Source organism: Streptomyces sp. NBC_01635, from assembly GCF_045209715.1.
Classification (GTDB): Bacteria; Actinomycetota; Actinomycetes; order Streptomycetales; family Streptomycetaceae; genus Streptomyces; species Streptomyces hirsutus.
In genome coordinates this window covers 5,754,957-5,781,110 of the sequence record NZ_CP109277.1, presented here as the reverse complement: position 1 = coordinate 5,781,110, position 26,154 = coordinate 5,754,957, and the positions used below count along the sequence as shown (strand labels likewise).

Genomic DNA, 26,154 nt, shown 5'->3' with positions numbered 1-26,154 from the left:
ACCGTCCCTGCCCCTACTCGCCCGTGATCGAGCCGAAGTCGGTGCCGGAGCCCAGGATCAGGCCCGCGCCGAGGAGGATCATCGTGGCCGGGACCATGAACGTGGTGATCATCATGGTGGCCTTGGGGACCGCGCGGGCCGCCTTGCGGCGGGCGTTCTGCGCGTCCGTGCGGCGCATGTCCTTCGCGAGGGCGACCAGCGTCTCCACGATGGGGGCGCCGAGTTCCTCGCCCTGCTGCAGCGCGGTGACGAACATGGCGACCTGCTCGGAGTCGTTGCGGCGGCGCAGTTCCGTGAAGGCCTGGCGGCGGCTCATGCCGAGGTCCATCTGGCGGAGCGTGATGCGCAGTTCGTCCGCCCACGGGCCCTCGTACTTGGTGGCGACCCGGTCCAGGGCCTGCCGGAAGCCGAGGCCGGCGCTGACGACGACGGCGAGGACGTCCAGGAAGTCCGGCAGGGTCCGTTCGATCACGTCCCGGCGGATGCGGATCGCCGACCAGATGCCGACCTCCGTCCAGAACGCGCCGAAGGCGAGCAGCAGCAGGGCGACGAAGAACTGCCCGCGCATGAGGAAGACCACGAAGCCGAGGCCGCCGAGGAAGCCGTAGACCGCGCGGCGGGCGGCGTAGCGGTCGATGGTGAGGCCGCCGGGGTTGCCCGCGAGGTCGATTTTCCGGCGGTACTTGGCGACCCGCTGGGGGCCCATGAGGCGCAGGACGGCCGGGGCGTAGCGCATGCCCATGCGGTCGACGAGCGAGTCCACCGCGCCGGTGCGGGTGGCGCCCACCTCCAGGGCGAGGACCAGGTCGGTGGGGAGTTTCGCGTCGGCGCGGTACATGCGCACGCCGGCGAAGACGCCCCATACGGCGACGGCCATGACCAGCGCCAGCAGGAGTCCCATGTCAGTCACTCCCTCCTCTGCTTCCTCTGCCTTCCACGGTCAGGCTGCTCAGACGTCGATGCGGGACAGGCGGCGGATCAGGACGAAGCCGATCGCGTACAGGCCGAAGGCGACGATCACGGCGCCCTGGCCGACCGGGGAACCGGTCATGCGTTCCAGGGCGCCGTCCTTCACCCCGTTCATCAGGAACAACGAGCCGACCCCCAGGACGGGGACGGCGTACGACGTCATGCTCACCTGGGAGAGCTGGGTGCGGACTTCGCGCCGGGTCTCCTTGCGTTCCTCCAGGGTGTCGGTGAGGTTCCGCAGGGCGCTGACCACCTGGCCGCCGGCCCGGTTGGACAGCACCAGGGTGGTGACGAGGACGACGAGCTCGCGGGAGGGGAGCCGTTCCGCGAGCTCCCCCAGGGCGTCGTCCATCGAGGCTCCGAGGGCCAACTGGTTGTCCACCTTGGCCAGTTCCTCGCCGGCCGGTGCCTCCAGTTCCTCGGCCGCCATGCCGATCGCCGTCCGCAGGGCGAGGCCGGCCTGGGTGGCGTTGGCCAGGATGCGGGCGAGTTCGGGGAGTTGGTTGATGAACTTCTCGATGCGTTTCTGGCGTTGCCAGTCGAGGAACTGGAACGCCGCCCAGATGCCGAGCAGTCCGGCCAGCGGACCGAAGAACGGGGCCAGAACGGCCTGACCGGTGAGGAGGAGGCCCAGGCCCAGGGCGACCATGCAGGCGAAGAACTCGCCCGGGGTGATGTCGAGGCCGGTCGCCGTCAGGCGCAGTTCCAGTTTCCTGCCGAACCTCGTACGGCGCAGCCTGCGGTCCAGGGTGGGGAAGTGCCGTCGGCGCCCGTTGACCGTGACCTGGCCGGCGTACGCCAGCCGGTCCACCAGCGCCTGCCGCTGAGCCCTGCCCGCGGCGTACAGGTGCACGCCGACCACCGCGAGGACGCAGGTCAGCAGCGCGATGCCGGTGGTCAGCGTGATCAGGTTCTGCAGATCCATGGCGGCGGTCCTACCTGGCTTCCCGGGTCGTGAGCTGGTCGAGGGAGCGGGCGATGCCGAAGGCCTGCGGAACGGGCTGACTCGCCATGTAGAGGCGTTCGGCGGTCCGGCGCGGGAGCGGATGATGCTCGTACGCGCCGTAGATACGGCCGTCGGAGGCCATCGGCTGCGCGTTGAACCGGGAGACCGTGGCCAGCCGGTACGGCTCGCCCCCGTGGCTCTCCAGCAGGGCGATCTCGGTGATGCGGCGGGCGCCGTCGGCGAAGCGGGTGAGCTGGACGAGGACGTCGACGGCGCTGTTGATCTGGTCGTGCAGCGCGACGAAGGGGACCTCCACCTCCGACATGGAGGCGAGGGTCTGGAGGCGCATCAACGCGTCCTCCGCGCTGTTGGCGTGGACGGTGGCGAGCGAGCCGTCGTGGCCCGTGGACATCGCCTGGAGCATGTCCAGGGACTCGCCGCCGCGGACCTCGCCGACGACGATCCGGTCGGGGCGCATGCGCAGTGAGTTGCGCACCAGGTCGCGGATGGTGATGCGGCCCTTGCCCTCGACGTTCGGCGGGCGCGACTCCAGGCGGATCACGTGCGGCTGCTGGAGCTGGAGTTCGGCGGAGTCCTCGATGGTGATGATGCGCTCGCCCTCGGGGATCAGACCGGAGAGGGCGTTGAGGAGGGTCGTCTTCCCGGTGCCGGTCGCGCCCGACACGATCACGTTGAAGCGGGCCTGCACCAGGCCCGCCAGCAGGTACAGCATGTGCTCGTCGAGCGAGCCGAGGCCGATCAGCTCGTGGAGGGTGAAGGAGCGCGGGAAGCGGCGGATGGTGAGGGTGGCACCCGTCAGGGACAGCGGCGGGATGATGACGTTGACGCGTTCGCCGGACGGCAGGCGCGCGTCCACCATCGGATTCGACTCGTCCACGCGGCGGTTGACCGTCGAGACGATGCGCTCGATGGTCTGCATCAGCTGGTCGTGGGAGGCGAAGCGCATCGGCAGCTGCTCGACCCGTCCGCCGCGCTCCACGAAGATCGCGTCGGGGCCGTTGACCATGATCTCCGTGATGGAGGGGTCCTCGAGGAGCGGTTCCAGGATGCCGAGGCCGAGTGCCTCGTCGACGACCCTGCGGATCAGCTGCGAGCGCTCCACGGTCGACAGGACCGGGCCCTCACGGCTGATGATGTGCCCGAGCACCCGCTCCAGTCTCGCCCGGCGCTCGGCGGCGGCCAGCGAACTCATCTCCGCGAGGTCGATCTCCTCGAGGAGCTTGGCGCGGTAGGAGGCGACCAGATGGCCGTCCTCGCCCCGGTCGCCCTTCTCCTCGGGGGAGTTGATACGTGCCCGCAGACTCATGAGTCCGGTGCTCCTCGTTCGTGGTTCGTGGTTCGTGGTTCGTGGTTCCTGCTGCTGTGGTCGGTTTCCGGCGGGCGGTGGGTGGTCAGTGTCGGGTGGTCAGTGGTCGACGGGCATGGTGGCGGTCTTCCGTGCCTGGCCGAAGTCCCAGCCCGGCACGATCGACGGGATGGTGATCGTGGCCGTGACGGTGACCTCGTCGCCGCCCCCGGACTCTCCGCAGTCGGTACGGCCGGCCAGCCAGCCGCTGACCGCAACGGTGCAGGCCGGCCCGGCCGCCTCGTCGAGCGAGGCGCTGCGGGCCCCCGCGCGGGCCGCGGTGCCGGCCTGCTGGGCGGTGTACGCGATCAGGCCCAGCTGTACGGCGGCCATGGCGACGATGATCAGGACCGGGAGGAAGCCGAGGTACTCGATCGCCACCTGCCCGCGGTCCCGGTGCCATGTGCGCTCGACCCGTGTGCGCTCGCCCCGCGTACGGTCGGTCCCCGTACGGTCGGCCCCCGTACAGTCGGTCTGGGTTTGTTCGACCCGCCTGTCGTCGTACGCCATGTCAGTCCCCCACCTCCTCCTCCACCGCGCCCGCGTGGCCCTTCACCTCGAAGGGGAAGTTGACGGTGCCGGGGAAAAGAACAGGGACGCGCAGCGTCACGTCGGCGGTGACGAAGCCGCCCCCGGTCCCGCAGTTCACCGTCGCCGCTCCCTCCCAGGCGCCGGGCAGCTTGTCCAGTCCTGCCGCCTGACAGGCGCCTTGGCGCGCGCCCGGGTTCGCGGCGGTGGCCGCCCGTACCGCTTCGTCCGCAGCATTCCCCGCGAGGGTGAACGTGTATCCCAGCAGCACGAGTTGCCACAGCACCACGAGCGTCACGAGGATCGTCGGGATCATGCCGAGGAACTCGATGGTGACCTGGCCCCGGTCCCGGTCCTGGCTCCGGTCCAGGTCGAGGTCGAGGGCCCGGCCCGAGCGGGTGTGCGCCACCTCCCCTTTCACCTCATCCCCCTCCGTCCTTGCGTCGTCGGATGCTCACCGCTCCGCGGTCGCCGCGCAGTCGGTCTCCCCGCAGCCGGCCGGACTTGTGGGCGCCCTCGGTGGGCTTGACCAGGCCGAGTTCTCCGGCCAGGGTCCACAGGGCCTGCTTCACCGTGCTCTTGTTCTCCAGGTCGTGGACCCGGCCCGCGTCCACGACCTGCTGGAGTTCCTTGAAGTTGGCGGGGACCACGGTGGCCGCGACCGCGGTGCCGGTGATCTTCTGGATGAGCGGTGGCTGGATCTCCGTGCCCCGGGTGTGGCGGTTGACGACGACCGTGGTCTCCTCCGCCTTGCGGATCTGGAGCCGGTCCCACATCCGTACCGTCCGTTTGGCGCCGCGGACGGAGACCACGTCCGGGGTGGTGACCAGGAGCGCGGTGTCGGCGGTCTCGACGGCGGCCGCGCCGGCCCCGACGAGTTGGGCGCCGGTGTCGACGACCACGACCTCGTACCGGGAGCGCAGGGCGCCGATGATGTGGCGGGCGGCCCGGTCGGTGACGTCCTCCCCGCGTTCGCCCTCGGCGGGGGCGAGGAGCAGGGTGAGGCCGGTGTCGTGGCGGAAGACGGCGTCGGCCAGGACGCGCGGGGAGATGTCGGTGATCGTGGCGAGGTCCACGACGGACCGCCGGAACTGGACGTCCAGGAAGGAGGCGACGTCCCCGCTCTGGAGGTCCAGGTCGACCAGGGCGGTACTGCGGCCGGACGCCTGGGCGGCGAGGGCGAGGTGGACGGCGGTCAGGGTGGCGCCCACGCCGCCCTTGGCGCCGCTGACGGTGACGACCGTGCCGCCGACGCCGGTGAACACGTCGCCGCCGGCTCCGAGGTGGCGGCGCACGCCGGACGACCACTGGGCGACGGCGTGGACGCGGCTGGCGAGTTCCTCGTAGCTGAGCGGCAGGGCGACCAGGCCTCGGGCTCCGTAGTCCATGGCGGCCTGGAACAGGCCGGGACTGACGTCGGAGGTGACGAGGACGACCCCGACGGCGGGGAAGCGCAGGGCCACTTCACGGATCAGTTCCAGCGCGGGGACCGGGCCGATCCGTTCGTGCACGACCACGACCTCGGGCAGCTCGTCGATCGACTCGGCGGCCAGGCGCGCGAGGGTGTCGACGAGCTGGGTGGAGTCGACCACCGGAGCCATCGGCTCTGCGTCCGGGAGCTGGCTGAGCAGCGTGGTGATGGACCGGACGGCGTCCGCGTCACCGACTGCCGGGAGGATCCTCGTGGGCATGCGGGCCTCTCACTTGTCCTTCGCGAGTTCGTACGTACGGTCCTGCTCGGGGACCGTGGTGTCGCCGCCGGGGGCGACGAGTGCGAGCCTGACCCGCTGGGCGAAGGACTCGGCGTAGGTGATGCGCTGAGCGTCGATGGCGGACAGCGCGAAGGTGATGGGGACGGCGTCCGTGGGCTGCCGGCCGCGGTCGTTCTCGTCGGGTTCGAGGGCGGTGATCCGGCCGACGTCGAGGACCTTGGCGTTGGTCACGATGATCTTGGACTGGGCGGGGGCGCCTTCGCGTTCCCCTTCGAAGGTGGCGTAGACGTTGACCGACGAGCCCGGCGTGATCTTTCCGGCGACACCGGTGGCCGCGTCGATCATGATGGCGACCTCCTGCTGCCCCGGCTGCAGGGCGGGCTGGTTCACGATCATGTCGCTCTGCAGCAGGGAGCCCTCGCGCAGGGTGGTGACGGCGATCTTGCCCCGGATGTCGCCGAGGTCGGTGACCGCGTTCTCCGACAGCCAGCGCTCGGGCATCTCGATCTTCTCGAACTGGCCCGTACTGAGCGGCGTATAGGGCGCCACATTGGTTTTCAGCCGGTATGCGGTGACCTCGGGGCCGACCTTGGACTCCACGTCGTTGATGACGGAGAGCACGCCGGCGAACGCGGCGAGGGCGCACAGGATCGACAGGAGCAGGAGTATCACGCCGCGGCGCTGACGGGAGTTCATAGACCGGGCAACCTCATTGGGGGATGTGGGCCGAGCGGATCGAGTGGGACGGTCGGGCGGCCGTCCGGGTCAGGTGCGCCGGACGAGGGCTCTACTGGCGCTCCTGCTGTTGTTGCTGTTGCTGTTGCTGTTGCTGTTGCTGTTGCTGCTTCTGTTGCTGTTGTCGTGGGCGGGTAGGGACGGTGGTGTGGCCGAACAGAACACGCATCGGTCGCCGATGACGTCGATGCCGCACCAGTGACAGATGCCGCGCCGCACACTCGTGACCAGCTGGTAGAGGACGGAGAGGTCGGGCAGATAGCTGCAGAACTCGATGACCTTGCCGGTCCCCCACCAGCTCGGGGACTCGGCGGGAAGCGGCGCCTCGCGCAGCCCCTGCACCTTCCAGGACGGCGCCAGGGTGCCGGTGACCCAGTCGGACTGGAGCTGCCCCTTGGCGACGAGCATCCAGGTGCCGAACTCCGGTCCGTCCAGGGCGGCTTCGGGGCCGAGCCGGACGAGTTGCGGCTGCGGGTGGGCGAGGACGGCGAACTGGCTGCCGGGCATCCAGGACTTGGCGTGCTGCTTCAGGTTCACCGGGATCCGGTCGAGGCGCGCGACGGAGCCGAGCACGGCACCGGAGTGGATGTAGTGGACCAGCAGCCGGCCGGCCGAGGCGAGCACGCCGGGGCTGAGGTCGCAGGAGCCCAGCTGCCGCAACTGACGGGCCAGTACGGCGACTCCGAGCGGGGGCAGATCGGGGCTGAAGAGGGCGACCCGGTCGGTCTCCAGCAGGGAGCGCAGGGTGTGCAGTCGTCGCAGGACGGCGACGGGTGTCACGTGGGAGCAGACCACGATGACGTGCCCGTGCTGCTCGATGAGCGCCTGGAGTTCACTCAGGGCCTGTTCGAGCGGCAGGGTGGCGATGTCCCGCAGCACCACGGCGGGCAGGGTCCGTTCGTCCTGCGGTGGCAGCGCCAGGTCGGCACTGGTCACGGCAATGGCAGTTGGCACGCGCGGCTCCCCGTTCTCCCCATGCCCCTCGGCCCACCGGGAGTCACTCCGGTGCACCCTGATGACTTCGCTGCGTGACTATGCGAGCACTGTAACCACGGCTTTATGGCTGGAGAACAGCGTTTGTGTAGCTCGTAAGCAACTGGCGTTGCACAAGTTGCGCCAAAACGGGGCACGTTGAGCATCTTGCCGGTCTCGACGCACCTCGCAGGGTGGAGATCCAGCGCACCGCCTTGACGCCGGAACCCCGATACGGAGGTGACCGACGGCCCGGAACGCCGGACAACCGAAAGCGACCCGGCTTCCCGAAATTGGTCTGGACCCATTGACAACCCTATTGGTCTGGACCACCTTGTTGGTTCAGTGGCGACGTCCGCCATCCCCACGGCTCTCTCCCCTCCCGCTCTCTCCCTCCATACCTCTGTACCCCCGTATCCCGCCCCTTCCCCCACCGGAGGCTTCAGTGGACCGCGCATCAGCCATGACCGAAACCGGAAAAAGAGACGCCGGCAGAAACCCGGCCGGCGGCAAGGGCCGCTTCTGGGCAGGTGCCCTCGTCTCCGCCCTCGCTCTCACCCTCCCCCTCGCGGGCGCGGGCCAGGCGTCCGCGGCGGACGTGAACAACGTCAGGAACGCCGGTTTCGAGTCGGGTCTGAGCAACTGGACCTGTTCGGCGAACAGCGGGACGACCGTCTCGTCCCCCGTGCACGGCGGCGCGTCCGCGCTCAAGGCCACCCCGGCCGGCCAGGACAACGCCCGCTGCACGCAGACCGTCGCCGTGCGGCCCGACTCCACGTACTCGCTGAGCACCTGGGTGCAGGGCGGCTACGCCTACCTGGGCGTGACCGGCACCGGTACGACGGACGTCTCCACCTGGACCCCGGACTCCAGCACCTGGAAGCAGTTGACGACGAGCTTCCGCACCGGCTCCGCGACCACGTCCGTCACGGTCTACACCCACGGCTGGTACGGGCAGCAGCCCTACTACGCGGACGACCTGTCGGTCTTCGGCCCCGACGGCGGCGGAGGCGGTGACCCGGATCCGACCGTTCCGGGCACGCCGGGAGGTCTCAGCGTCTCGGGTACGACGTCGTCGACGGCGTCGTTGAGGTGGAACCCCGTATCGGGAGCGACGGGTTACTCCATCTACCGCAACGGTACGAAGGTCACGGCGGTGACGGGCACGTCCGCGACGGTGACCGGCCTCGCCGCCTCCACCTCCTACTCCTTCCAGGTGGCGGCGACCAACGCGGCGGGCGAATCACCGAAGTCGACGGCGGTGACGGCCCGGACGACGGAGGGCAACGGCGGTGGCGGCGGTGAACTGCCCCGGCACGCGGTGACCGGCTACTGGCAGAACTTCAACAACGGCGCGGCGGTACAGCGCATCTCGGACGTCCCGGCCCAGTACGACATCATCGCGGTCGCCTTCGCGGACGCGACGGGCACGCCGGGCGCGGTCACCTTCAACCTGGATTCGGCGGGCCTGAACGGCTACACCGTCGCCCAGTTCAAGGCGGACGTACGGGCGAAGCAGGCGGCCGGGAAGAAGGTCATCATCTCGGTGGGCGGCGAGACGGGCACTGTCTCGGTGAACGACTCCGCCTCCGCGACGAACTTCGCGAACTCGGTGTACGCCGTGATGCAGGAGTACGGCTTCGACGGCGTCGACATCGACCTGGAGAACGGCCTCAACGCGACCTACATGACGCAGGCGCTGCGGTCGCTGTCCGCGAAGGCGGGCCCGGACCTGATCCTGACGATGGCTCCGCAGACCATCGACATGCAGTCCACGTCCAACTCCTACTTCCGGACCGCGCTGAACGTGAAGGACATCCTCACGGTCGTCAACATGCAGTACTACAACAGCGGTTCGATGCTGGGCTGCGACGGCAAGGTCTACAGCCAGGGCTCGGTCGACTTCCTGACCGCGCTGGCCTGCATCCAGTTGGAGGGCGGCCTCGACCCGTCCCAGGTGGGCCTCGGCCTCCCGGCCTCCACCCGCGGCGCGGGCAGCGGCTACGTCTCGCCGACCGTGGTGAACAACGCGCTGAACTGCCTGACGCGTGGCACCAACTGCGGCACCTTCAAGCCGTCGAAGACCTACCCGTCCCTGCGCGGCGCCATGACCTGGTCCACCAACTGGGACGCCACCTCCGGCAACGCCTGGTCCAACGCGGTCGGCCCGCACGTCCACGCCCTGCCGTAACCCAGGCCCCGCCCCATCGCCCCGCCTCAGGGGCACCGAGCACTGCACGCCCTCCCCAAAGCGTGAGCACTTCGACCGCCTCTGTCCGAATACCGCTCGCTTGAGCGCTCACGTGACAGTTGGCCGCCAAGTGCTCACGCTTTTCAGCGAGGCACGGCGGGTGGGCTGCCGTATGCCCTCGCGCCCACGCTGGGCAGCGTTGCCCACATGCGGGTGCCGCCTCCCGGTTCGCGTACCTCACCGAAGCCCCAGGTGCCGTCACAGGCGCGGCAGACGCAGGCCAGGAAGCGCAGGGCCGCGCGGCGGCGCGTGTCGCAGGCAGTGGCCAGCCTGGGGTGGGTGTGGCGCGGGTGGCTGTCGTAGGCGATCACCCGAAGGGCGGAGGCACGGTAGCGCAGGGAGAGGTACACGTCCGTCGACTCCGTGAACTGAGAGGCTGTTGCGACCAGTTCGCTCACCGCTTGCAGTGCGGGGTCCAGCAGGTCCGCCAGTCCATGTGCCCTCAGCACCTCCCGCGACGCCGCTCGCGCCAGCGCCGGGCTCGTGAGCCGTGCGGGCAGCGTGAAGCTGTAGGCCAGGGTTTCGGGGACGGGGGCCGCGGGATCGGCGGAGAGCGTGGGCGCGACGGGGCAGCGGGACGGAGACATCGGTGGCTCCTTCGGTGAGGTACGGCAGCGCCCTGCCATGGGCAGTGGTCGGCGGCCAGTGGTCGATGACGGTCGGTGGCTCCGTCGCGCGGGCAGGCTTACGCGATGCACTGCCGACTGCGTGCAGTCACCCTTGCATCACTGAATGTAGAATCACAGATGGGTCAATTACCACTCTGTTCGAGAAAATGACCCGATCGTGGTGAACGGGCTCCGAAGGACGGCAGACTGCTGACGCATCACACAGGAAGGAAGGACATGCCTCCGAGGACGACGCCCACCGAGCGCCAGAGACGTCTGGGCAACGAACTGCGCAAGATGCGGGTCGCGGCAGGCATAACAGCCGACCAGGCCGCCGGGCTGCTCGGGCTCGACCGGGCCAAGATCTCCAACGTCGAGACAGGTATCCGCGCCATCAGCCCCGAGCGACTTCGCACCCTTGCTTACAACTGTGACTGCTCGGACGAGGCATACATCGAGGCGCTGGTCGCCATGGCCCGGCCCAACGGACGTGGCTGGTGGGAGCGCTACCGGGGATCGTTGTCCGCAGGATTGCTGGACATCGCCGAGTCGGAGGCCCAGGCAACGCGGATGCGCACTGTGCATATCGCCCACATCCCTGGCCTACTGCAAACCAGTGACCACGCCCTGGAACTCTTCAGAAGCGTCCTGCCGCCGCTCCCAGAGCACGAGGCCGCGCTGCGGCTGGCGTACCGCGTTGAGCGCCAGCAGGTGCTGGACCGGGACGATCCGCCCGAGTACGTCGCTGTCGTGCACGAAGCCGCTGTACGGATGCAGTTCGGCGGGCGGGAATGTGCACGAGCCCAACTCGAGCATCTGATCGCCATGTCCGAACGGCCCGCCGTACGGCTGTTGGTCGTGCCGTTCACCGCTGGCACGTTTCCCGGGTCCGGGCAGATCTTCACCTACCTGGAAGGGCAGGTCCCGCAACTGGACACCATCCAGGTGGACAGCACTCATGGCCCGGAATTCTTCAGCGGTGAAGCACAGTTGGCGAAGTACCGTACGCATCTGGACTGGATGGAGCGCATCGCCCTCTCGCCCCAAGCATCCCGCGACTTCATCCGGGATGCCGCCGACAGCCTGTGAGGAGACAGCATGGACGACATCACCTGGGAAGATCCCTTCTGCGGTGAGGGAGCCAGTTGCTTCCGCCTCGGTACCGATCAAAATGGCAACGGCTACATCGCCATAGCCGGCTCCGAGGACGACCACCTCACCGACAGCCGTGACGCCCTGCGGCGGATGATCATCGACATCAAGGCGGGGAAGGCCGACCACCTGCTGTGAAGCCGGTGCCGGCCGGGTCGGCGACGTCCTGAGTGCCGATGACCGCGAGCAGGTCGAGGAGGTCGGCGCTGTCGGTGCCGACCGCCGGGGTGAACCAGAGCAGCCGCTGCCGGCCGTCCTCGCTGAACAGGTGCAGGCAGTTGACCTCGATCGGGCCGAGGACGGGATGGATGAGGCGTTTGCGGTCATCCCGCCGGAACGCGACGTCGTGGTCGGCCCACAGCGCGGCGAACTCGGGGGACGCGTCGAGCAGCACACCGATCAGCGAGCCGGCCTCGGCGTCCTTCCTGTCCCGCCTGGCGGCGGCCGCGCGCAGGTCGGCGACGAAGGAGCGGGACTGGCGGTCGTGATCGCCCTCGGGGTAGAGGTTCCGGGCGGCGGGGTCGGTGAACCACCGGTACACGAAACTGGCCCGGTGCCCCCGCGAGCCGGACTGGTCCCCGAGCAGCGCCACGGCGAGGGGATTCTGTACGAGGACGACGTGCAGGTCGGTGATCACCTGTGCGGGGGTCGCCGTCAGCCGGCCGAGCAGGTCGAGCATGCCGGGGTGGACGTGTGCGGCGGCCCCGCCCTGTACGGGGACGGGGCGGTCCGCGAGGTGGCAGAGGTAGTCGCGTTCGTCGGCACTCAGACGCAGCGCCCTCGCCAGCGCGGCGATCATCTGCTCGGACGGCTGGGACCCTGCTCCGCGTTCGAGCTCGTTGTAGTAGTCCACCGATGCCCCGGCGAGCTGGGCGACCTCGTCACGGCGCAGCCCCGGCACCCGGCGCCGGGGTCCGGAGGGGAGCCCGACGTCCCCGGGGCGGATGCGGGCGCGCCGTGAGCGGAGGAAAGCTCCCAGTTCGGTGTACTTCGCAGAGCCCATGCCGTCCATTCTGCGCTCGGCCGAGTCAGCGACACAGGGGATCTCGTCCCCTGGTTCCACCGGTCGTCCGTGCGCATCGTGGAGAACATGACTACGTACCTTGAAGCTCCTGAGGCTTTCGCACCGTCGGCCGGTCGCGTCGCCGTCGTGACCGGCGGATCGCGCGGCATCGGCCGGGCGGTCTGCCTGAAGCTCGCCCGGGACGGCCTGGCCGTCGTGGTGAACTACGTCGGCGACACGGCTGCCGCCGAGGAAACGGTGAAGACGATCACCGCGGCCGGCGGGCGGGCGATCTCCGTACGGGCCGACGTGGCGGACGAGCACGCGGTCGCCGCACTGTTCGACCGGGCGGAGGACGAGTTCGGCGGCGTGGACATCGTCGTGAACGCCGCCGGACGGCTCGCGCTCTCCCCTATCGCCGACCTCGACCTGGCGGTGCTCGACGCCATGCACCGCACCAACATCCGCGGCACCTTCGTGGTCGCCCAGCAGGCCGCGCGGCGGCTGCGGGCGGGCGGCTCGTTCGTGGGGTTCTCGACCTCCGTGGTCGGCACACAGCTCCCCGCCTACGGCGCGTACACGGCGAGCAAGGGCGCCGTCGAGGCGATCACGCTGATCCTCGCCCGCGAGCTGCGCGGACGGGACATCACCGTGAACACGGTCGCCCCCGGGCCCACGGGCACCGACCTGTTCCTCGAGGGCAAGACCCCCGAACAGATCGATGCACTCGCCAAGGCCCCCGCGCTGGAGCGGCTGGGCACCCCGGAGGACATCGCCGAGGTGGTCGCCTTCCTCACCGGTCCGGAGGGCCACTGGGTGAACGGCCAGATCCTGCGGGCCAACGGAGGCCTGGTGTGACGACCTTCCGAGACCGACCACCCGAGGTGACAGGGGAGTGAAACATTTCCCGGGGTCCGGCGCATCAATGAGGTGAGAGCAACGGGGAAAGCCTAGGGGGATGCTCGCATGGGGCAGAACAGTCGCGAGGACGGGTACGGGGACTTCGCGGCGGCGCGAGCCGGACATCTGTACCGGTCCGCGTGTCTGCTCACCGCCGGGGACACGCACCTCGCCGAGGATCTCGTCCAGGAGACCCTCGGACGGGTGTACGTGCACTGGGGGCGGGTCTCCCGCGCGGACAACCCCGCCGGGTACGCGCAGACCATGCTCACCCGCGCGTTCCTCGCCCACCGGCGGCGGCGCAGCAGCACCGAGCGCTCGACCGCCGCGTTCCCGGATCGGCCGGGCGCCGACGAGGACCCGTCCTTGCGGCTCACCCTGCTCGACGCCCTCGCCGGGCTGCCCACCAAGGACCGCGCGGTGATCGTCCTGCGGTACTGGGAGGACCGCTCGATCCAGGAGACCGCCGACGCGATGAACGTCAGCCCGGCGGCGGTGCGGACGCGCAGCGTGCGCGCCCTGGCCCGGTTGCGGGAACTGCTCGGCGAGGACCTCGGTGAGTACGCCCGGACCTGACCGGCCGCGGGCCGTCCCCTCCTCGCTCCTTTCCTCGCTCTCCTCACTCTCCTCCAGGCTCACCTCACGGAAGCGGTGGTTCGTCATGTCCGTCGACCAGCCCAGCAACCCCTTCGAGGAGCGGCTCTCCGCCGCTCTGCACGACACCGGCAACGTCTTCGAGGCCGACCGGAGCGCCCTCACCGACGGAGGACGGACATGGGGAAGGCGGATGCGGGTGCGGCGGCGGGCCGCCGTCCTCGGGGGCGCGGCCGGGATCGCTCTCGTGGGGGTGGGCGGGGCGCTCCTTCTGCCGGGCGGGAGCGGTGGCGGAGAGGACGGGCGGACGTCGGCGGCCTCGGGGGCCGAGGTCACCGCCGGCGCCCAGGACACTCCGGCGCCCGTCTCCGGCGAGGAACTCATCCGCACGCTGAAGGGGCTCCTCCCCGACGGGAGGTTCAGCGGGGAGGAGGGGCGCGGCACCGACTCGCCCCTTGGGCCGTTCGCCAAGGTCGTGTACGACGACGGCAAGGGACCCGCGGCCGTCGGCGTCGGTCTCCAACGCGTCGAGCCGGGAGGCTCCCAGGCCCGCGAGGCCACTCTGTGCCCGGACAAGGTACTCGCCCCGTACGACAGTTGTGCCACCAGCACTCTGGCGGACGGGTCGAAGTTCATGATGTTCAAGGGGTACATGGATCCGGACCGGCACACGGACACCAGGGCGTGGAGCGCCGTACTGGTCACCCCCCAGGGGCAGATGGTCAGTGCGGGCGAATGGAACTCGGCCGCCGAGAAGGGCGAGCCCGTCAGCCGGCCCGCGCCTCCGCTGTCCGCCTCGCAGCTCAGGGAACTCGCCACGGCTCCGCAGTGGCGGGCCGCCGTCGACGCCATTCCGGAGAGGGCCGGGAAGCCGTCCGCGGCATCGAGCACACCGCCGCCGAGCGCCGACGGATCGGCGGTCCGGGAGACACTCGCCGGGCTCGTCCCCGACCGTCTCGAGGTGGTGTCGAAGGGCGGCCAGGAGGAGGAGTACGCCTATCTCGTCCTCGACGACGGCGAGGGGAAGAGCTTCGTCCAGATCAATGTCCAGCGTGACATGCGCGATGTCGCCCATCAGCTCTACGGCTCCGCCGAGACGTTGCCCGACGGAACCCAGGTCGCGACCCGACAAGGGCCGGGTGAAAAGGGCGCCGCCGGTGTCGTCATGTGGACCGTCGACACCATGCGCGCCGACGGCAGGCGTGTGGTGATCAGCGCCTTCAACACCGGCGCCCAGCACGAGGACGCCACACGTGACGCCCCCGCGCTGAGCATGGAGGAACTCCGGACGATCGCCCTCAGTCCCCGGTGGGACGACCTGACCTGACCCGGCCCGACCCGAACGAAAGACCCTAGAAGAACTCCGACCACGGCTGGTCCCAGACCTGCTTGACGCACAGGACCAGGAAGAGGAGGCCCGCGATGACGAGCATGCTGTTGCTGAGGGCCCCGTTGCGCCATTCGCGGGGCGTGCGGGCGGAGTTGAGGAGCCAGAGCAGGGTCAGGGCGAGGAAGGGCATGAAGGCGGCGCCCAGGACGCCGTAGATGATGATCAGACGGAAGGGCTGGCCTTCGAACAGGAGGATCATGGGCGGGAAGGTCAGCCACAGCAGGTAGGCGCGGAACGGCCAGGACTTCTCCGGGCGGCCGGACGCGATGGCCTCACCCGTCGACACCTTCACCTTCTTCCGGCCGCGCGTCACGAAGTCGGCGAACATCAGGCTCACCCCGTGCCATACGCCGATCAGTGACGTGAACGACGTGGCGAAGAAGCCGATCAGGAAGAACTTCGCCGTCGCGGCGCCGTACCTGTCCTCCAGGATGTCGCTCAGCTGCACCAGGCCCTGGTCGCCCTTCTCCAGCGCGAGCCCCGCCGAGTGCAGGAGTTCGGCGCCGACGAAGAGCATCGCGACGACGAAGATGCCGGTGGTGAGGTACGCGACGCGGTTGTCGAGGCGCATCACCTTCATCCACCCCGTGTCGGTCCAGCCCTTGGCGTTGACCCAGTAGCCGTACGCGGCCAGCGTGATCGTGCCGCCGACGCCGCCGATCAGGCCCAGGGTGTAGAGGACCGAGTCGTCCGCGTCGGGGAGGACCGGGAGCAGTCCGGCGAAGGCGTCCCCGAGGTTCGGGGCCACCCTGACCGCCAGGTAGACGGTCACCACGAACATGACGCCCACCAAGACCGTCATGACCTTCTCGAAGACCGCGTACCTGTTGAACCAGACGAAGGCGAGGCCCACCAGGGCGCAGGCGATGCCCCACCCTTCGAGGTCCATCACGTCCGGGAAGAGGGCCTGCAGGGGCAGCGCGCTCGACGACATCGCCGCCGCGCCGTAGACGAAGCCCCAGATGACGACGTAGACGCCGAAGAAGTACGTCGTCCAGCGGCCCAGGCTCGTCCAGCCGTCGAACAGGGTGCGGCCGGTGGCCAGATGCCAGCGGCCCGCCGCCTCGGCGAGGGAGATCTTCACCAGGCATCCGATGACCGCGGCCCAGAGGAGGGTGTAGCCGAAGCTGCTGCCGGCGATGAGGGTGGCGACCAGGTCGCCGGCGCCCACACCGGTCGCGGCGACGACGATGCCGGGGCCGATGTAACGCCAACTGGACTTGCGGGGCTGGGGGCCGGGGCCGTGGGGTGGCGCTCCGGTGTCCTGGGTGTTTCCCGTGGTGTCCGCCATGAAGGTCAAGAAAGCGGATGGGTGCCGACGGGACAAGGGGGCGTGCGGGGATCTTCACCGGATACACCTGGTCGAGGGTCGGCCGACTCCCCCTTCTTGACCTGATCATGCCATACGTCGACCATGGCGGCACCGCACCACGCATGCACGCATGCAGCAGTTCGTACGTCGCACGAACAACCCTCCACCTCCCACAAGGAGACTCATGCGACTTCGCCTACGCGGCAGACGCTCCGCCGCGCTCGCCGCACTCCTCGCCCTGGCCCTCGCCGCGCCCGTGTCGATGACGGCCACGGAGGCCGGCGCCGACAGCGGCAAACGGGCGGCGCCTTCGGCCGACGACATCCGCCAGTACGAGATCCATCAGCACACGACTCCCGTGACCCGTACGGCGATCCAGCGGTCCGGGGTCACCGTGGACGAGGCCGACGAGGAGACGGTGGTCGTCTCCGGCCGTGCGGAACAGATTCGCACCCTGCGCCAACAGGGTTACGAAGTGAAGCCGTTGGGCTCCGCTCCCGACCGTTCGTCCGCCGCCGACGATCTGCGTCTGTTCGACTTCCCCTCGGCCGACTCCCGCTACCACAACTACGCCGAGATGAACGCGGAGATCGACCAGCGGCTGTCGGCGTACCCGAACATCATGAGCAAGCGGGTGATCGGCCGCTCCTACCAGGGCCGGGACATCGTCGCCATCAAGATCAGCGACAACGTGACGGCGGACGAGAACGAACCCGAGGTCCTGTTCACCCACCACCAGCACGCGCGTGAGCACCTGACCGTGGAGATGGCGCTGTACCTGCTGCGCGAGCTCGGCGCGGGATACGGCAGCGACTCGCGGATCACCAACATCGTCAACAACCGGGAGCTCTGGATCGTCCCGGACCTCAACCCGGACGGCGGCGAGTACGACATCGCCACCGGCTCCTACCGTTCATGGCGCAAGAACCGTCAGCCCAACTCCGGTTCGTCGTACGTCGGCACCGACCTGAACCGCAACTGGGACTACCGCTGGGGCTGCTGCAACGGCTCCTCCGGCTCCACGTCCTCCGAGACCTACCGGGGTTCGGCTCCCGAGTCCGCGCCCGAGGTGAAGGTCGTCGCCGACTTCGTGCGCAGCCGGGTCGTGGGCGGGGTGCAGCAGATCAAGGCGGGCATCGACTTCCACACGTACAGCGAGCTGGTGCTGTGGCCGTTCGGCTACACCTACTCCGACACCACCACCGGGATGACGGCCGACGATTACGCCGCCTTCCGCACGGTCGGCCAGAAGATGGCCGCGAGCAACGGCTACACGGCCCAGCAGTCCAGCGACCTGTACATCACGGACGGCTCGATCGACGACTACCTGTGGGGCACGCACAAGATCTTCGGCTACACCTACGAGATGTATCCGAGGTCCTCGTCGGGCGGCGGTTTCTACCCGCCCGACGAGGTCATCGAGCGGGAGACGTCCCGCAACCGGGACGCCGTCCTGCAACTCCTGGAGAACGCGGACTGCATGTACCGCTCCATCGGCAAGGCGGCGCAGTACTGCAGTTAGCGGAGCCGCCGCCCGCCACGAGGAGTCCCCGTGGCGTCTAGGCCGCGGGGCCGGCGCCCGACGTGGGCTTGTCCGGGTCGTCGGACGAGTCCACGTCGGCGTCCGGCTCGGGCTTCCCGGCGTCGGCGTCCGTGCCGGACGAGTCGGCGTCGGTCTTGTCCGCCTCGGGGGCATCCGTCTCAGGCTTGGCCGTCTCGGGCTTGGCCGTGTCGGGGGCATCCGTCTCAGGCTTGTCCGCCTCGGACTTGCCCGCCTCGGGGGCGTCCTCCTCGGGCTTACCCGCCTCGGGGGCGTCCGTCTCAGGGGCGTCCGTCTCAGGCTTGGCCGTCTCGGGCTTGGCCGTCTCGGGCTTGGCCGTGTCGAGGGCATCCGCCTCGGGAGTGCCCGCCTCGGGCGTCTCGGGTTCGGGCGCCCCGTCGTCGAAGTAGGCGTCCAGGACCGCGTCCAGTTCCGTGTCCCACGTGGCGAAGCGGCTGCGGGACGCGGCCTCGATCTCGATCGGGTACCAACGGCGTTCCGTGGTGTGGACGGTGACGGTGTACCGCTTGCCGAAGCGGGCGGTCTCCGTCTCCACCGCGCCGATCTCGTCCCAGCGGAACTCGCACGCCTGGTCGTCCAACCGGAGCCGTACGCCGCTGTGATCGGCGACGATCTCGGCCCGGCGGTCGGACGCCTCGAAGATGGGGCCGTCGGGAGCGGATTCCTCCTCGGAGGACTCGGAGGACTCGGAGGCCGCAGAAGTTTCCGAGGCCTCGGAAGTCCCGGGCTTCTCCAGCGAGGTCGTCGCCCCCGGTTCCGTGGCCGGGTCCGCGTCCGCGTCCGTCTCCGGCACCGCGTCCTCCGGCTCCTCCTCGCCCTTCACGTCCTTCACGTCCGCCTTGCGGTCGGACGTGCCGGACACGGGTGCGGTGAGCCCGGGGATGAAGGCCGGGTCGAATCCGGCGCCTTCGAGGGGCTGGGGCTGGCTGTTCGAACCTATGCGCTGCTCCACACCGGGTGAGTATGGTCGACGATCCCATGTGAGGCACAGCCAGCCCCTCACTTCGTTATCAGACGCCTACATGCGTCCCACCGTTCGTACGAATCGGACGATGATCCGACCGGAACCGCGGGCCGGCGTCAGACGAACAGGCTGAGTCCCGCCGCGACCACGAAGCCCGCCACCGACAGGACGCTCTCCAGCACCGTCCATGTCTTCAGCGTGTCCCGCTCGCTGATGCCGAAGTACTTGGCGACCATCCAGAACCCGCCGTCGTTGACGTGCGAGGCGAAGATGGAGCCCGCCGAGATGGCCATGATGACCAGCGCCACGAACGCCTGGGAGTGGTTCCCCTCGGACAGCAGCGGGGCGACGATGCCCGCCGTCGTGACGATCGCCACCGTCGCCGAGCCCTGCGCGACCCGGAGCACCACGGAGATCAGGTAGGACAGGACGATCACCGGCAGGCCGACGTCGTTGAACGTGTCGGACAGCGCCTGGGCGACACCGCTCCCCTTGAGGACCGCGCCGAAGACACCGCCGGCGCCGACGACCAGCAGGATGTTGCCGACCGGCTTCAGCGAGGACGTCGAGACGGTCTCCAGGGACTTGCGGGACCAGCCGCGCCGGATGCCGAGCAGGTAGTACGCCATGAACAGGGCGAGGGTGAGCGCGACGAACGGGTGGCCGAAGAACTCGACGACCGAGCGCAGCGTGGACTCGTCCAGGGCGATCGAGGAGAACGTCGAGGCGAGGATCAGGATGAGGGGCGTACCGATGATGCCGAGGACGGTGCCGAGCGGCACGGGCGTCTCACGCGGAGCCACGCCTGCGGCGCGCTGCTCGTCGAGGACGGCCTGACGGGACTCCTCGGCGGCCTCGACCATGTCCTGCGGGACGGCGACGAAGATCCGCTTGCCGATCCAGGCGGAGTAGACCCAGGCGGCGACGACGGCCGGGAGGCCGGTGACGACGCCCATGAGGATGACCCAGCCGAGGTCGACGTCGAGCAGTCCGGCGGCGGCGACCGGGCCGGGGTGCGGGGGCAGGAAGGCGTGGGTGACGGACAGGCCGGCGAGCAGGGGCAGGCAGTAGAGCAGGATCGACTTGCCGGAGCGCTTGGCGGCGGCATAGACGATCGGCGCGAGGACGAAGATGCCGACGTCGAAGAAGACCGGGATACCGAAGATCAGGCCGGTGAGGCCCATGGCGAGCGGGGCCCGCTTCTCGCCGAACAGGCCGAGCAGCCGCGATGCCAGGACCGCGGCGCCGCCGCTGACCTCGAGGATCGCGCCGAGCATGGTGCCGAGGCCGATGATGATCGCGACGTGGCCGAGGATGCCGCCCATGCCGGACTCGATGGTGGACACCGCGTCCGAGCGCTGGACCGTGCCGAAGAGTTCGGTGACCGACAGGCCGGCCATCAGGCCGACGGCTATGGAGACGCCGAGCAGCGCGACGAACGGCTGGAGCCGCACCTTGATGATCAGGAAGAGAAGCAGCGCGATACCGATGGCGGCGACGGTCAGCAGACCGGCGGTGCCGTCGATCAGCAGAAGCAGTCCTCCGGTGTGCGGAGGTGCCTCGGCCGCGGCGTCGGCGGCGAGCGGAAGGGACGGATGGGACATGCGGAGGTCCTCTGCTTGAGCGCATAAAGCTTTCGGGCATGGGGGATCGCGGCACGGCGTCACAGGGGTGGCGGACGCCGTGCCGTGGCATACGGGTGCGGGGTGCGGGGTGGTGGCCGGAAAGGGTGCGGGGTGCGGGGTGAGTGCGCGTCAGCCCAGTACGGCCAGTGCGTCGATCTCGATGAGGAGCCCCGCGGGCAGGCCGACGTAGACGGTCGTGCGCGCGGCGGGCGGCTGGGTGAGGCCCTGCTCCTCGAAGTAGGTGTTGTAGAGGTCGTTCATCTCGGCGAAGTGGTCCACGTCGGTGAGGTAGACGCGGATCATCATCACGTCGTCCCAGGTCGCGCCGCCCTCTTCGAGGATCGCCTTGACGTTGGCGAGGGTCTGGAGGGTCTGCTCGCGCAGGGTGGGGCCGGCGGGCGTGGGCGGCCGGCCCTCCTCGGCGGGGAGGAATCCGACCTGGCCGGCGACCTGGAGGATGTTGCCCTTGCGCACGCCGTGGGAGAACTTCGCGGGCGGGGTGGTGTGCGTGCTCGGGGTGAGGGCGACCTTCTCGGCCTTCTCTGTCTTCTCGGTCATGCGGGACGGTCCTTCGCTGGAGTCACTGGGGTTCTGCCGGGGTCCGGCCGGAGTACTCGCCGCTGATCGCGTCCGCGGTGCGGCGGACCAGCGGGAGCAGGGTGAGGAGTTCGTCGGCGGTGACGACGACGTTCGGCGCGGAGACCGACATCGCGGCGACCACCCGGCCGTCGGCGCCGCGGATCGGCGCGGCGACGCAGTTGATGGACTCCTCGTGGCCGCCGAGGTCGGTGGCCCAGCCCTGTTCGCGCACCTTCTCCAGCTCGCGCAGGAACGCGGCCGGGTTGGGCGTCGAACGGGACGTGTACAGGGGGTAGTCGAGCTTCTCCGCGAGGGCGCGGCGCTCGTGTTCGGGCAGGTCGGCGAGGAGCAGCTTGGCCACGGCGGCGACGGTGATGGCGACGGGCTTGCCGATCCGCGAGTACATGCGGACCGGGTAGCGGCTCTCCACCTTGTCGATGTAGAGGACCTCGTTCTCCTCGTGGACGGCGAGGTGCACGGTGTGGCCGCACTGCTCGTTGAGGCGGACGAGGTGGGCGTGGGCGATCTCGCGGACGTCGAGGTTCTCCATCGCCTCCTGGGCGAGGGCGAAGAGGCGGGCGCCGAGCCGGTAGTGCTGGTCGGACTGGCGGTAGACGAGTCCGTGCTCGTGCAGGGTGCGCAGCAGCCGCAGGGCCGTGGACTTGTGCACGCCGAGCCGGTCGGCGACCTGCCCGAGGTCGGCGGGGCCTTCGGCGAGCAGCGGCAGGATGCTCAGTGCGCGGTCGACGGTCTGGCTCATGGGGTACGTACCTCCTCTTCGGCCCGGTCCGCGCCCGCGTCCGTGTGCGCGCCCGCGGTGGCGGTCTCGGTCCAACCGGGGCCGAGACGCAGTCTCCCCCACGCCGTGTCGTCCAGGGCGGCCAGCCGGTCGGCCAGGTCGCGGGCGGGGGGTGCGGCGAGGTCGCCGGGGACGGTGAGGGCGGCGGCGGCCATGAGGTGGCCGTGCCGGAGCCGGTCCCGTACGGGCAGGGCGCGCAGGGTGGCGGAGAGGAATCCGGCGGCGAAGGCGTCCCCGGCTCCGACGGCGGCGACGACGTCGACGCCGAGGGAGGGGACGAACGTCCGGGCGCCGTGCGGGCCGTAGGCCGTGGCGCCGCGGCTGCCGTGCTTGACGACCAGGATCTCCGGCTCGGGCAGCGCCTCGCGCACGGCGGCGGCGTCCCGCAGGCCCCAGGCCTCGCGCGCCTCGTCGTCGCCGACGAGGACGAGGTCGGCGCCGCGGGCCAGTTCCAGCAGCACCTCGGGGCCGTGGGCGTAGCTGTCGCGCCACAGTCCGGGCCGGTGGTTGACGTCGAAGGAGACGAGGGGGCGGCCGGGGCGACGGGCGGTGAGCTCCCGCATCAGTTCCAGGCAGCCGGGGGAGAGCGCGGCCGTGATGCCGGACAGGTGCAGGACGCGTCCGGCGCGCACCGCCTCCAGGTCGACGTCGGCGGCGGTCATCGCGGACGCCGCGGAGCCCGCCCGGTAGTAGGCGACCTCGTGGGCGTCGGTGGCGCGGTCGCCGGCGGTGCGGAAGTAGACGCCGGTGGGGCGGTGCGGGTCGCGCCGGACGGACGACACGTCGACGCCGTACTCCCCGATCGCCCGCAGGAGGTGGTCGCCGAAGCCGTCCCGGCCGACCGCGCTGACCCAGCGCGTCGAGTGGCCGGCCGCCGCGAGGACGCAGGCGGTGTTGGACTCCGCGCCGCCGATGGCCCGCTCGAAGGAGGGCACGTCGGCGAGGGGGCCCGGCCGGGAGGGCAGGAACGTCACCATGGACTCGCCCAGCGCGACGACATCGACGGTCTCCACGACGTCGGGGGCGGTGCGGGGTCCGGTGGCGGTCACGGTGGAGTGGCTCCTCGATGCGGCGGGGTCGGGCGGTGTCGGTGGTGGCGGGTGGGGGGCGGGACGGGTGGCGCGGGGCCGGAGGGGGGCGGATCGTCGGTGTCTGCCCGCATTGTCCTCGTCGGCCGCCGGAACCCGTTTCCATTGACCCCGTGTGGCCGAGATGTTAGACAGCGGTAAGCGACATACGCAATGGGTGTTGCAGAGAGTGCAACACGCCAGATCAGGAGGCTCTGATGGTCCTCGACCCCGGTTCCGACGCCTATACGCTCCTCGCGGAGGAACGCGTCGACCACCGTTTCAAGGGCCTCCCGCCGGACGCCGACGGGCTGACCGTCGGCGAGCTGGCCGCCCAGCGCCGGAACCTGTTCACCGGCGGTTTCACCACCCCGGTGCTCGCGCTGTCCGCGGAGCGGCTGGAGCACAACCTGAAGCTGATGGAGACGTACGCGGCCCGGCACGGCCTCGCCTTCGCCCCGCACGGCAAGACGTCCATGGCCCCGCAGCTCTTCCGGCGCCAGATCGAGCACGGCGCCTGGGGCATCACGCTCGCCGTGCCGCATCAGGTGCGGGTGGCGCGGGCGTTCGGCGTGCGGCAGGTGTTCCTCGCCAACGAGCTGGTGGACCCGGCGGCCCTGCGCTGGATCTCCGGCGAGCTGGACGCCGACCCCGGCTTCCGGTTCGTCTGCTACGTCGACTCCGTGCGCGGTGTCGAGCTGATGGACGCGGCCCTCGCCGGGGCCGCCCGCCCGGTGGACGTCGTGGTCGAACTCGCCGGGGGCGAGGGCGCCCGGACCGGGGTGCGGACGGAGGCGGAGTGCGCCGCCGTCGCCGACGCGGTGGCGGGCGCGCGCGGTCTGCGGCTGGTCGGGGTCGCCGGGTACGAGGGCGAGGTGCCGGACGCCGACCCGGAGCGGGTGCGGGCGTGGCTGCGGCGCCTGGTGGCCCTGACGGTGGACTTCGACCGGGCGGGACGGTTCGCGGGCCTCGACGAGATCGTGGTGAGCGCGGGCGGCAGCGCCTGGTTCGACGCGGTCGCCGACGTCTTCGCGGAGATCCCCGCACTCTCCCTGCCGGCGCTGAAGGTGCTGCGCTCGGGCGCGTACGTCTCGCACGACGACGGGCACTACCGCGAGCTGACCCCGTTCAACCGGGTACCGGAGGAAGGCGCGCTGGAGCCGGCGTTCCGGCTGTGGACGCAGATCGTGTCCCGGCCGTCCGAGGGGCAGGCCTTCGCCAACGCGGGCAAGCGGGACGCGGCCTACGACCTCGACCTGCCGTTCGCCCAGGTGGTCCGCCGGGACGGCACGGAGCGCCCGGCCACCGGGATCTCGGTCGTCTCCCTCTCCGACCAGCACGCCTGGCTGCGCACCGACCCGGAGGCCGACCTGGAGACCGGCGACTGGCTGGGCCTCGGGCTCTCCCACCCGTGCACCTCCTTCGACAAATGGGTGCTCATCCCCGTGGCGGAGGCGGACGGCACGGTGGTCGACTACATCCGTACGTTCTTCTAGGAGGCCTGTCATGGAAGAACTCGTCATCCGGGACGCCGACGTCGTGGACGGCTCCGGCGACAGCGCGTACCGCGCGGACGTGGTCGTCAACGGCGGCCGCATCGTCTCGATCGTGAAGGAGGCGGCGGCAGCGGGCTGTCAGCGCCCGAAGGCCCGCCGCGAACTGGACGCCGAGGGGCTCGTCCTCTCCCCCGGCTTCATCGACATGCACGCCCACAGCGATCTGGCGCTGCTGCGCGACCCCGACCACAGCGCCAAGGCCGCGCAGGGCGTCACCCTCGAAGTGCTGGGCCAGGACGGCCTGTCGTACGCACCCGTCGACGACCGCACGCTCGGCGAGGTCCGCCGCGCGATCGCCGGATGGAACGGCGGCGGGGACGACATCGACTTCGACTGGCGGTCGGTGGGCGAGTACCTGGACCGGCTCGACCGGGGCATCGCGGTCAACGCCGCGTACCTGATCCCGCAGGGCACGGTGCGCGCGCTCGTCGTCGGCTGGGAGGACCGGGAGGCCACCCCCGCCGAGCTGGACCGGATGCGGCAGCTGGTCGCGGAGGGCATGGAACAGGGCGCGGTCGGCATGTCGTCGGGGCTGACGTACACGCCCGGCATGTACGCCAAGGACGCCGAACTCACCGAACTGTGCCGGGTGGTGGCCCGGTACGGCGGCTACTACTGCCCGCACCACCGCTCCTACGGGGCGGGCGCGCTCCAGGCGTACGAGGAGATGGTGACGCTCACCCGGGAGGCGGGCTGCCCGCTGCACCTGGCGCACGCCACGATGAACTTCGGCGTGAACAAGGGCAGGGCGCCCGAGTTGCTGGCCCTGCTGGACGACGCGCTCGCCGCCGGCGCCGACATCAGCCTCGACACCTACCCGTACACGCCGGGCAGCACCACGCTGGCCGCCGTGCTGCCGAGCTGGGCGAGCGAGGGCGGTCCCGAGGCGACCCTCGGGCGGCTCGCGGACGACGCGACGGCCGAACGGATCCGGCACCACCTGGAGGTCACCGGCTCGGACGGCTGCCACGGCGTGCCCATGGAGTGGGACACCATCGAGATCTCCGGTGTCGGCGACCCCGCGCTGGCGGAGTACGTGGGCCGCACGGTCCAGGAGTCGGCCGCGCTGCGCGGCGAGAGCCCGTGGGCCCTCGCCCGCGAGCTACTGCTCAAGGACAGACTGACCCCGTCGATCCTCCAGCACGTCGGCCACGAGGAGAACGTGCGGGAGATCATGCGGCACCGGGTGCACACCGGCGGCTCGGACGGCATCCTCCAGGGCGCCAAGCCGCACCCGCGCGCGTACGGCACCTTCCCGCAGTACCTCGGCCGGTACGTACGGGAGTTGGGCGTGCTGTCGCTGGAGGAGTGCGTCGCGCATCTGACGTCCCGGCCGGCCGCCCGGCTGCGGCTCGCGGACCGCGGGCTGGTCCGTGAGGGCTACCGGGCGGACCTGGTCCTCTTCGATCCGGAGACGGTGGCCGCCGGTTCCACCTTCGAGCAGCCCCGGACACTGCCGACGGGCATCCCGTACGTGCTGGTCGACGGGCGGTTCGTGATCGAGGACGGGCGGCGCACCGACGTCCTGGCGGGGCGGGCGGTCCGCAGGTCTCCCCGCTGACCGC

At 70.4% G+C, this 26,154-nt stretch carries 24 protein-coding genes and 1 pseudogene; 9 read left to right on the top strand and 16 right to left on the bottom strand.

What is annotated here, in order from left to right:
* Positions 1-13: 13 nt before the first annotated feature.
* From OHB56_RS26990 to OHB56_RS26955, 8 genes are all read right to left on the bottom strand, one after another.
* Positions 14-901, bottom strand: a complete 888-nt coding sequence (locus tag OHB56_RS26990; protein WP_406356100.1) for a DUF5936 domain-containing protein — start codon at positions 899-901, stop codon at positions 14-16.
* A gap of 48 nt (positions 902-949) precedes the next feature.
* Positions 950-1,894, bottom strand: a complete 945-nt coding sequence (locus OHB56_RS26985; protein ID WP_350848728.1) for a type II secretion system F family protein — start codon at positions 1,892-1,894, stop codon at positions 950-952.
* 10 nt (positions 1,895-1,904) lie between these two features.
* Entirely contained in the window at positions 1,905-3,242 is a 1,338-nt protein-coding gene (locus OHB56_RS26980) for a CpaF family protein (RefSeq protein ID WP_406356099.1), read from the bottom strand.
* A 99-nt stretch (positions 3,243-3,341) separates the two neighbouring features.
* Positions 3,342-3,791 carry a TadE/TadG family type IV pilus assembly protein gene (locus OHB56_RS26975; protein ID WP_406356097.1) on the bottom strand — a complete coding sequence of 150 codons (450 nt, stop codon included), beginning with the start codon at positions 3,789-3,791 and terminating at the stop codon, positions 3,342-3,344.
* A 1-nt stretch (position 3,792) separates the two neighbouring features.
* The gene (locus OHB56_RS26970; protein ID WP_326757152.1) at positions 3,793-4,125 is read right to left on the bottom strand and encodes a pilus assembly protein; all 333 of its coding nucleotides are present in this window, start codon (positions 4,123-4,125) and stop codon (positions 3,793-3,795) included.
* Between the two features lie 106 nt (positions 4,126-4,231).
* The gene (locus OHB56_RS26965; protein ID WP_326754490.1) at positions 4,232-5,500 is read right to left on the bottom strand and encodes an AAA family ATPase; all 1,269 of its coding nucleotides are present in this window, start codon (positions 5,498-5,500) and stop codon (positions 4,232-4,234) included.
* Positions 5,501-5,509: 9 nt separating this feature from the next.
* On the bottom strand, positions 5,510-6,217 hold the full coding sequence (gene cpaB, locus OHB56_RS26960) for a Flp pilus assembly protein CpaB (protein ID WP_055596550.1): 708 nt from the start codon (positions 6,215-6,217) through the stop codon (positions 5,510-5,512).
* A gap of 69 nt (positions 6,218-6,286) precedes the next feature.
* Positions 6,287-7,192: a hypothetical protein gene (locus tag OHB56_RS26955; protein ID WP_406359223.1), complete on the bottom strand. Its 906-nt coding sequence runs from the start codon at positions 7,190-7,192 to the stop codon at positions 6,287-6,289.
* A gap of 499 nt (positions 7,193-7,691) precedes the next feature.
* Here OHB56_RS26955 and OHB56_RS26950 point away from each other — a divergent pair, with 499 nt between their 5' ends.
* On the top strand, positions 7,692-9,419 hold the full coding sequence (locus tag OHB56_RS26950) for a chitinase (RefSeq protein ID WP_406356095.1): 1,728 nt from the start codon (positions 7,692-7,694) through the stop codon (positions 9,417-9,419).
* 143 nt (positions 9,420-9,562) lie between these two features.
* Here OHB56_RS26950 and OHB56_RS26945 read toward each other — a convergent pair whose 3' ends face one another.
* The gene (locus OHB56_RS26945; protein ID WP_326754488.1) at positions 9,563-10,066 is read right to left on the bottom strand and encodes an ATP-binding protein; all 504 of its coding nucleotides are present in this window, start codon (positions 10,064-10,066) and stop codon (positions 9,563-9,565) included.
* Positions 10,067-10,324: 258 nt separating this feature from the next.
* On the opposite strand from OHB56_RS26945, the gene OHB56_RS26940 reads away from it, so the two are divergent.
* Together OHB56_RS26940 and OHB56_RS26935 are read left to right on the top strand one after the other, a co-directional pair.
* Positions 10,325-11,176 carry a helix-turn-helix transcriptional regulator gene (locus tag OHB56_RS26940; RefSeq protein ID WP_326754487.1) on the top strand — a complete coding sequence of 284 codons (852 nt, stop codon included), beginning with the start codon at positions 10,325-10,327 and terminating at the stop codon, positions 11,174-11,176.
* Positions 11,177-11,185: 9 nt separating this feature from the next.
* Positions 11,186-11,377, top strand: a complete 192-nt coding sequence (locus OHB56_RS26935; protein WP_326754486.1) for a hypothetical protein — start codon at positions 11,186-11,188, stop codon at positions 11,375-11,377.
* On the opposite strand, the gene OHB56_RS26930 is transcribed toward OHB56_RS26935, so the two are convergent.
* Positions 11,346-12,251, bottom strand: a complete 906-nt coding sequence (locus tag OHB56_RS26930; RefSeq protein ID WP_326757150.1) for a helix-turn-helix transcriptional regulator — start codon at positions 12,249-12,251, stop codon at positions 11,346-11,348. The two genes, OHB56_RS26935 and OHB56_RS26930, sit on opposite strands and share 32 nt — an antisense overlap.
* A gap of 78 nt (positions 12,252-12,329) precedes the next feature.
* Here OHB56_RS26930 and OHB56_RS26925 point away from each other — a divergent pair, with 78 nt between their 5' ends.
* From OHB56_RS26925 to OHB56_RS26915, 3 genes are all read left to right on the top strand, one after another.
* Positions 12,330-13,100, top strand: coding sequence for an SDR family oxidoreductase (locus OHB56_RS26925; protein ID WP_406356093.1), 771 nt, complete (start codon positions 12,330-12,332; stop codon positions 13,098-13,100).
* A 108-nt stretch (positions 13,101-13,208) separates the two neighbouring features.
* On the top strand, positions 13,209-13,718 hold the full coding sequence (locus tag OHB56_RS26920; protein WP_406356091.1) for a SigE family RNA polymerase sigma factor: 510 nt from the start codon (positions 13,209-13,211) through the stop codon (positions 13,716-13,718).
* Positions 13,719-13,803: 85 nt separating this feature from the next.
* Positions 13,804-15,063, top strand: a complete 1,260-nt coding sequence (locus OHB56_RS26915) for a hypothetical protein (protein WP_406356089.1) — start codon at positions 13,804-13,806, stop codon at positions 15,061-15,063.
* 25 nt (positions 15,064-15,088) lie between these two features.
* Here OHB56_RS26915 and OHB56_RS26910 read toward each other — a convergent pair whose 3' ends face one another.
* Positions 15,089-16,417 (bottom strand): Nramp family divalent metal transporter, encoded by a 1,329-nt coding sequence (locus OHB56_RS26910; protein ID WP_406356087.1) that lies wholly within the window; start codon positions 16,415-16,417, stop codon positions 15,089-15,091.
* Positions 16,418-16,622: 205 nt separating this feature from the next.
* Here OHB56_RS26910 and OHB56_RS26905 point away from each other — a divergent pair, with 205 nt between their 5' ends.
* Positions 16,623-17,960, top strand: a complete 1,338-nt coding sequence (locus OHB56_RS26905) for a M14 family metallopeptidase (RefSeq protein WP_406356085.1) — start codon at positions 16,623-16,625, stop codon at positions 17,958-17,960.
* 280 nt (positions 17,961-18,240) lie between these two features.
* Here OHB56_RS26905 and OHB56_RS26900 read toward each other — a convergent pair.
* The 5 genes and pseudogenes from OHB56_RS26900 to OHB56_RS26880 form a co-directional block, all read right to left on the bottom strand.
* Positions 18,241-18,951: pseudogene (locus OHB56_RS26900) on the bottom strand (hypothetical protein); the annotation flags it as partial.
* Positions 18,952-19,079: 128 nt separating this feature from the next.
* The gene (locus OHB56_RS26895) at positions 19,080-20,567 is read right to left on the bottom strand and encodes a gluconate:H+ symporter (protein WP_326754480.1); all 1,488 of its coding nucleotides are present in this window, start codon (positions 20,565-20,567) and stop codon (positions 19,080-19,082) included.
* A gap of 150 nt (positions 20,568-20,717) precedes the next feature.
* The gene (locus OHB56_RS26890) at positions 20,718-21,146 is read right to left on the bottom strand and encodes a RidA family protein (RefSeq protein ID WP_326754479.1); all 429 of its coding nucleotides are present in this window, start codon (positions 21,144-21,146) and stop codon (positions 20,718-20,720) included.
* Positions 21,147-21,168: 22 nt separating this feature from the next.
* Positions 21,169-21,927 carry an IclR family transcriptional regulator gene (locus OHB56_RS26885; RefSeq protein WP_055592401.1) on the bottom strand — a complete coding sequence of 253 codons (759 nt, stop codon included), beginning with the start codon at positions 21,925-21,927 and terminating at the stop codon, positions 21,169-21,171.
* Positions 21,924-23,015, bottom strand: coding sequence for a sugar kinase (locus tag OHB56_RS26880; protein WP_326754478.1), 1,092 nt, complete (start codon positions 23,013-23,015; stop codon positions 21,924-21,926). The genes OHB56_RS26885 and OHB56_RS26880 overlap by 4 nt, the downstream gene beginning before the upstream one ends.
* A 236-nt stretch (positions 23,016-23,251) precedes the next feature.
* On the opposite strand from OHB56_RS26880, the gene OHB56_RS26875 reads away from it, so the two are divergent.
* Together OHB56_RS26875 and OHB56_RS26870 are read left to right on the top strand one after the other, a co-directional pair.
* Complete coding sequence (locus OHB56_RS26875) at positions 23,252-24,529, top strand: amino acid deaminase (RefSeq protein WP_406356082.1); 1,278 nt, start codon at positions 23,252-23,254, stop codon at positions 24,527-24,529.
* A 10-nt stretch (positions 24,530-24,539) separates the two neighbouring features.
* Positions 24,540-26,150 carry an amidohydrolase family protein gene (locus OHB56_RS26870; protein ID WP_406356080.1) on the top strand — a complete coding sequence of 537 codons (1,611 nt, stop codon included), beginning with the start codon at positions 24,540-24,542 and terminating at the stop codon, positions 26,148-26,150.
* Positions 26,151-26,154: the final 4 nt, after the last annotated feature.

What these genes read in the sequence shown, in the direction of transcription:
- OHB56_RS26890 (WP_326754479.1), bottom strand. Translation starts at nt 21,146, where the DNA reads ATGACCGAGAAGACAGAGAAGGCCGAGAAGGTCGCCCTCACCCCGAGC.
- OHB56_RS26990 (WP_406356100.1), bottom strand. Translation starts at nt 901, where the DNA reads ATGGGACTCCTGCTGGCGCTGGTCATGGCCGTCGCCGTATGGGGCGTC.
- OHB56_RS26905 (WP_406356085.1), top strand. Translation starts at nt 16,623, where the DNA reads ATGCGACTTCGCCTACGCGGCAGACGCTCCGCCGCGCTCGCCGCACTC.
- OHB56_RS26875 (WP_406356082.1), top strand. Translation starts at nt 23,252, where the DNA reads ATGGTCCTCGACCCCGGTTCCGACGCCTATACGCTCCTCGCGGAGGAA.
- OHB56_RS26950 (WP_406356095.1), top strand. Translation starts at nt 7,692, where the DNA reads ATGACCGAAACCGGAAAAAGAGACGCCGGCAGAAACCCGGCCGGCGGC.
- OHB56_RS26965 (WP_326754490.1), bottom strand. Translation starts at nt 5,500, where the DNA reads ATGCCCACGAGGATCCTCCCGGCAGTCGGTGACGCGGACGCCGTCCGG.
- OHB56_RS26940 (WP_326754487.1), top strand. Translation starts at nt 10,325, where the DNA reads ATGCCTCCGAGGACGACGCCCACCGAGCGCCAGAGACGTCTGGGCAAC.
- OHB56_RS26980 (WP_406356099.1), bottom strand. Translation starts at nt 3,242, where the DNA reads ATGAGTCTGCGGGCACGTATCAACTCCCCCGAGGAGAAGGGCGACCGG.
- OHB56_RS26985 (WP_350848728.1), bottom strand. Translation starts at nt 1,894, where the DNA reads ATGGATCTGCAGAACCTGATCACGCTGACCACCGGCATCGCGCTGCTG.
- OHB56_RS26885 (WP_055592401.1), bottom strand. Translation starts at nt 21,927, where the DNA reads ATGAGCCAGACCGTCGACCGCGCACTGAGCATCCTGCCGCTGCTCGCC.
- cpaB (WP_055596550.1), bottom strand. Translation starts at nt 6,217, where the DNA reads ATGAACTCCCGTCAGCGCCGCGGCGTGATACTCCTGCTCCTGTCGATC.
- OHB56_RS26920 (WP_406356091.1), top strand. Translation starts at nt 13,209, where the DNA reads ATGGGGCAGAACAGTCGCGAGGACGGGTACGGGGACTTCGCGGCGGCG.
- OHB56_RS26930 (WP_326757150.1), bottom strand. Translation starts at nt 12,251, where the DNA reads ATGGACGGCATGGGCTCTGCGAAGTACACCGAACTGGGAGCTTTCCTC.
- OHB56_RS26895 (WP_326754480.1), bottom strand. Translation starts at nt 20,567, where the DNA reads ATGTCCCATCCGTCCCTTCCGCTCGCCGCCGACGCCGCGGCCGAGGCA.
- OHB56_RS26870 (WP_406356080.1), top strand. Translation starts at nt 24,540, where the DNA reads ATGGAAGAACTCGTCATCCGGGACGCCGACGTCGTGGACGGCTCCGGC.
- OHB56_RS26970 (WP_326757152.1), bottom strand. Translation starts at nt 4,125, where the DNA reads ATGATCCCGACGATCCTCGTGACGCTCGTGGTGCTGTGGCAACTCGTG.
- OHB56_RS26915 (WP_406356089.1), top strand. Translation starts at nt 13,804, where the DNA reads ATGTCCGTCGACCAGCCCAGCAACCCCTTCGAGGAGCGGCTCTCCGCC.
- OHB56_RS26975 (WP_406356097.1), bottom strand. Translation starts at nt 3,791, where the DNA reads ATGGCGTACGACGACAGGCGGGTCGAACAAACCCAGACCGACTGTACG.
- OHB56_RS26925 (WP_406356093.1), top strand. Translation starts at nt 12,330, where the DNA reads ATGACTACGTACCTTGAAGCTCCTGAGGCTTTCGCACCGTCGGCCGGT.
- OHB56_RS26945 (WP_326754488.1), bottom strand. Translation starts at nt 10,066, where the DNA reads ATGTCTCCGTCCCGCTGCCCCGTCGCGCCCACGCTCTCCGCCGATCCC.
- OHB56_RS26935 (WP_326754486.1), top strand. Translation starts at nt 11,186, where the DNA reads ATGGACGACATCACCTGGGAAGATCCCTTCTGCGGTGAGGGAGCCAGT.
- OHB56_RS26910 (WP_406356087.1), bottom strand. Translation starts at nt 16,417, where the DNA reads ATGGCGGACACCACGGGAAACACCCAGGACACCGGAGCGCCACCCCAC.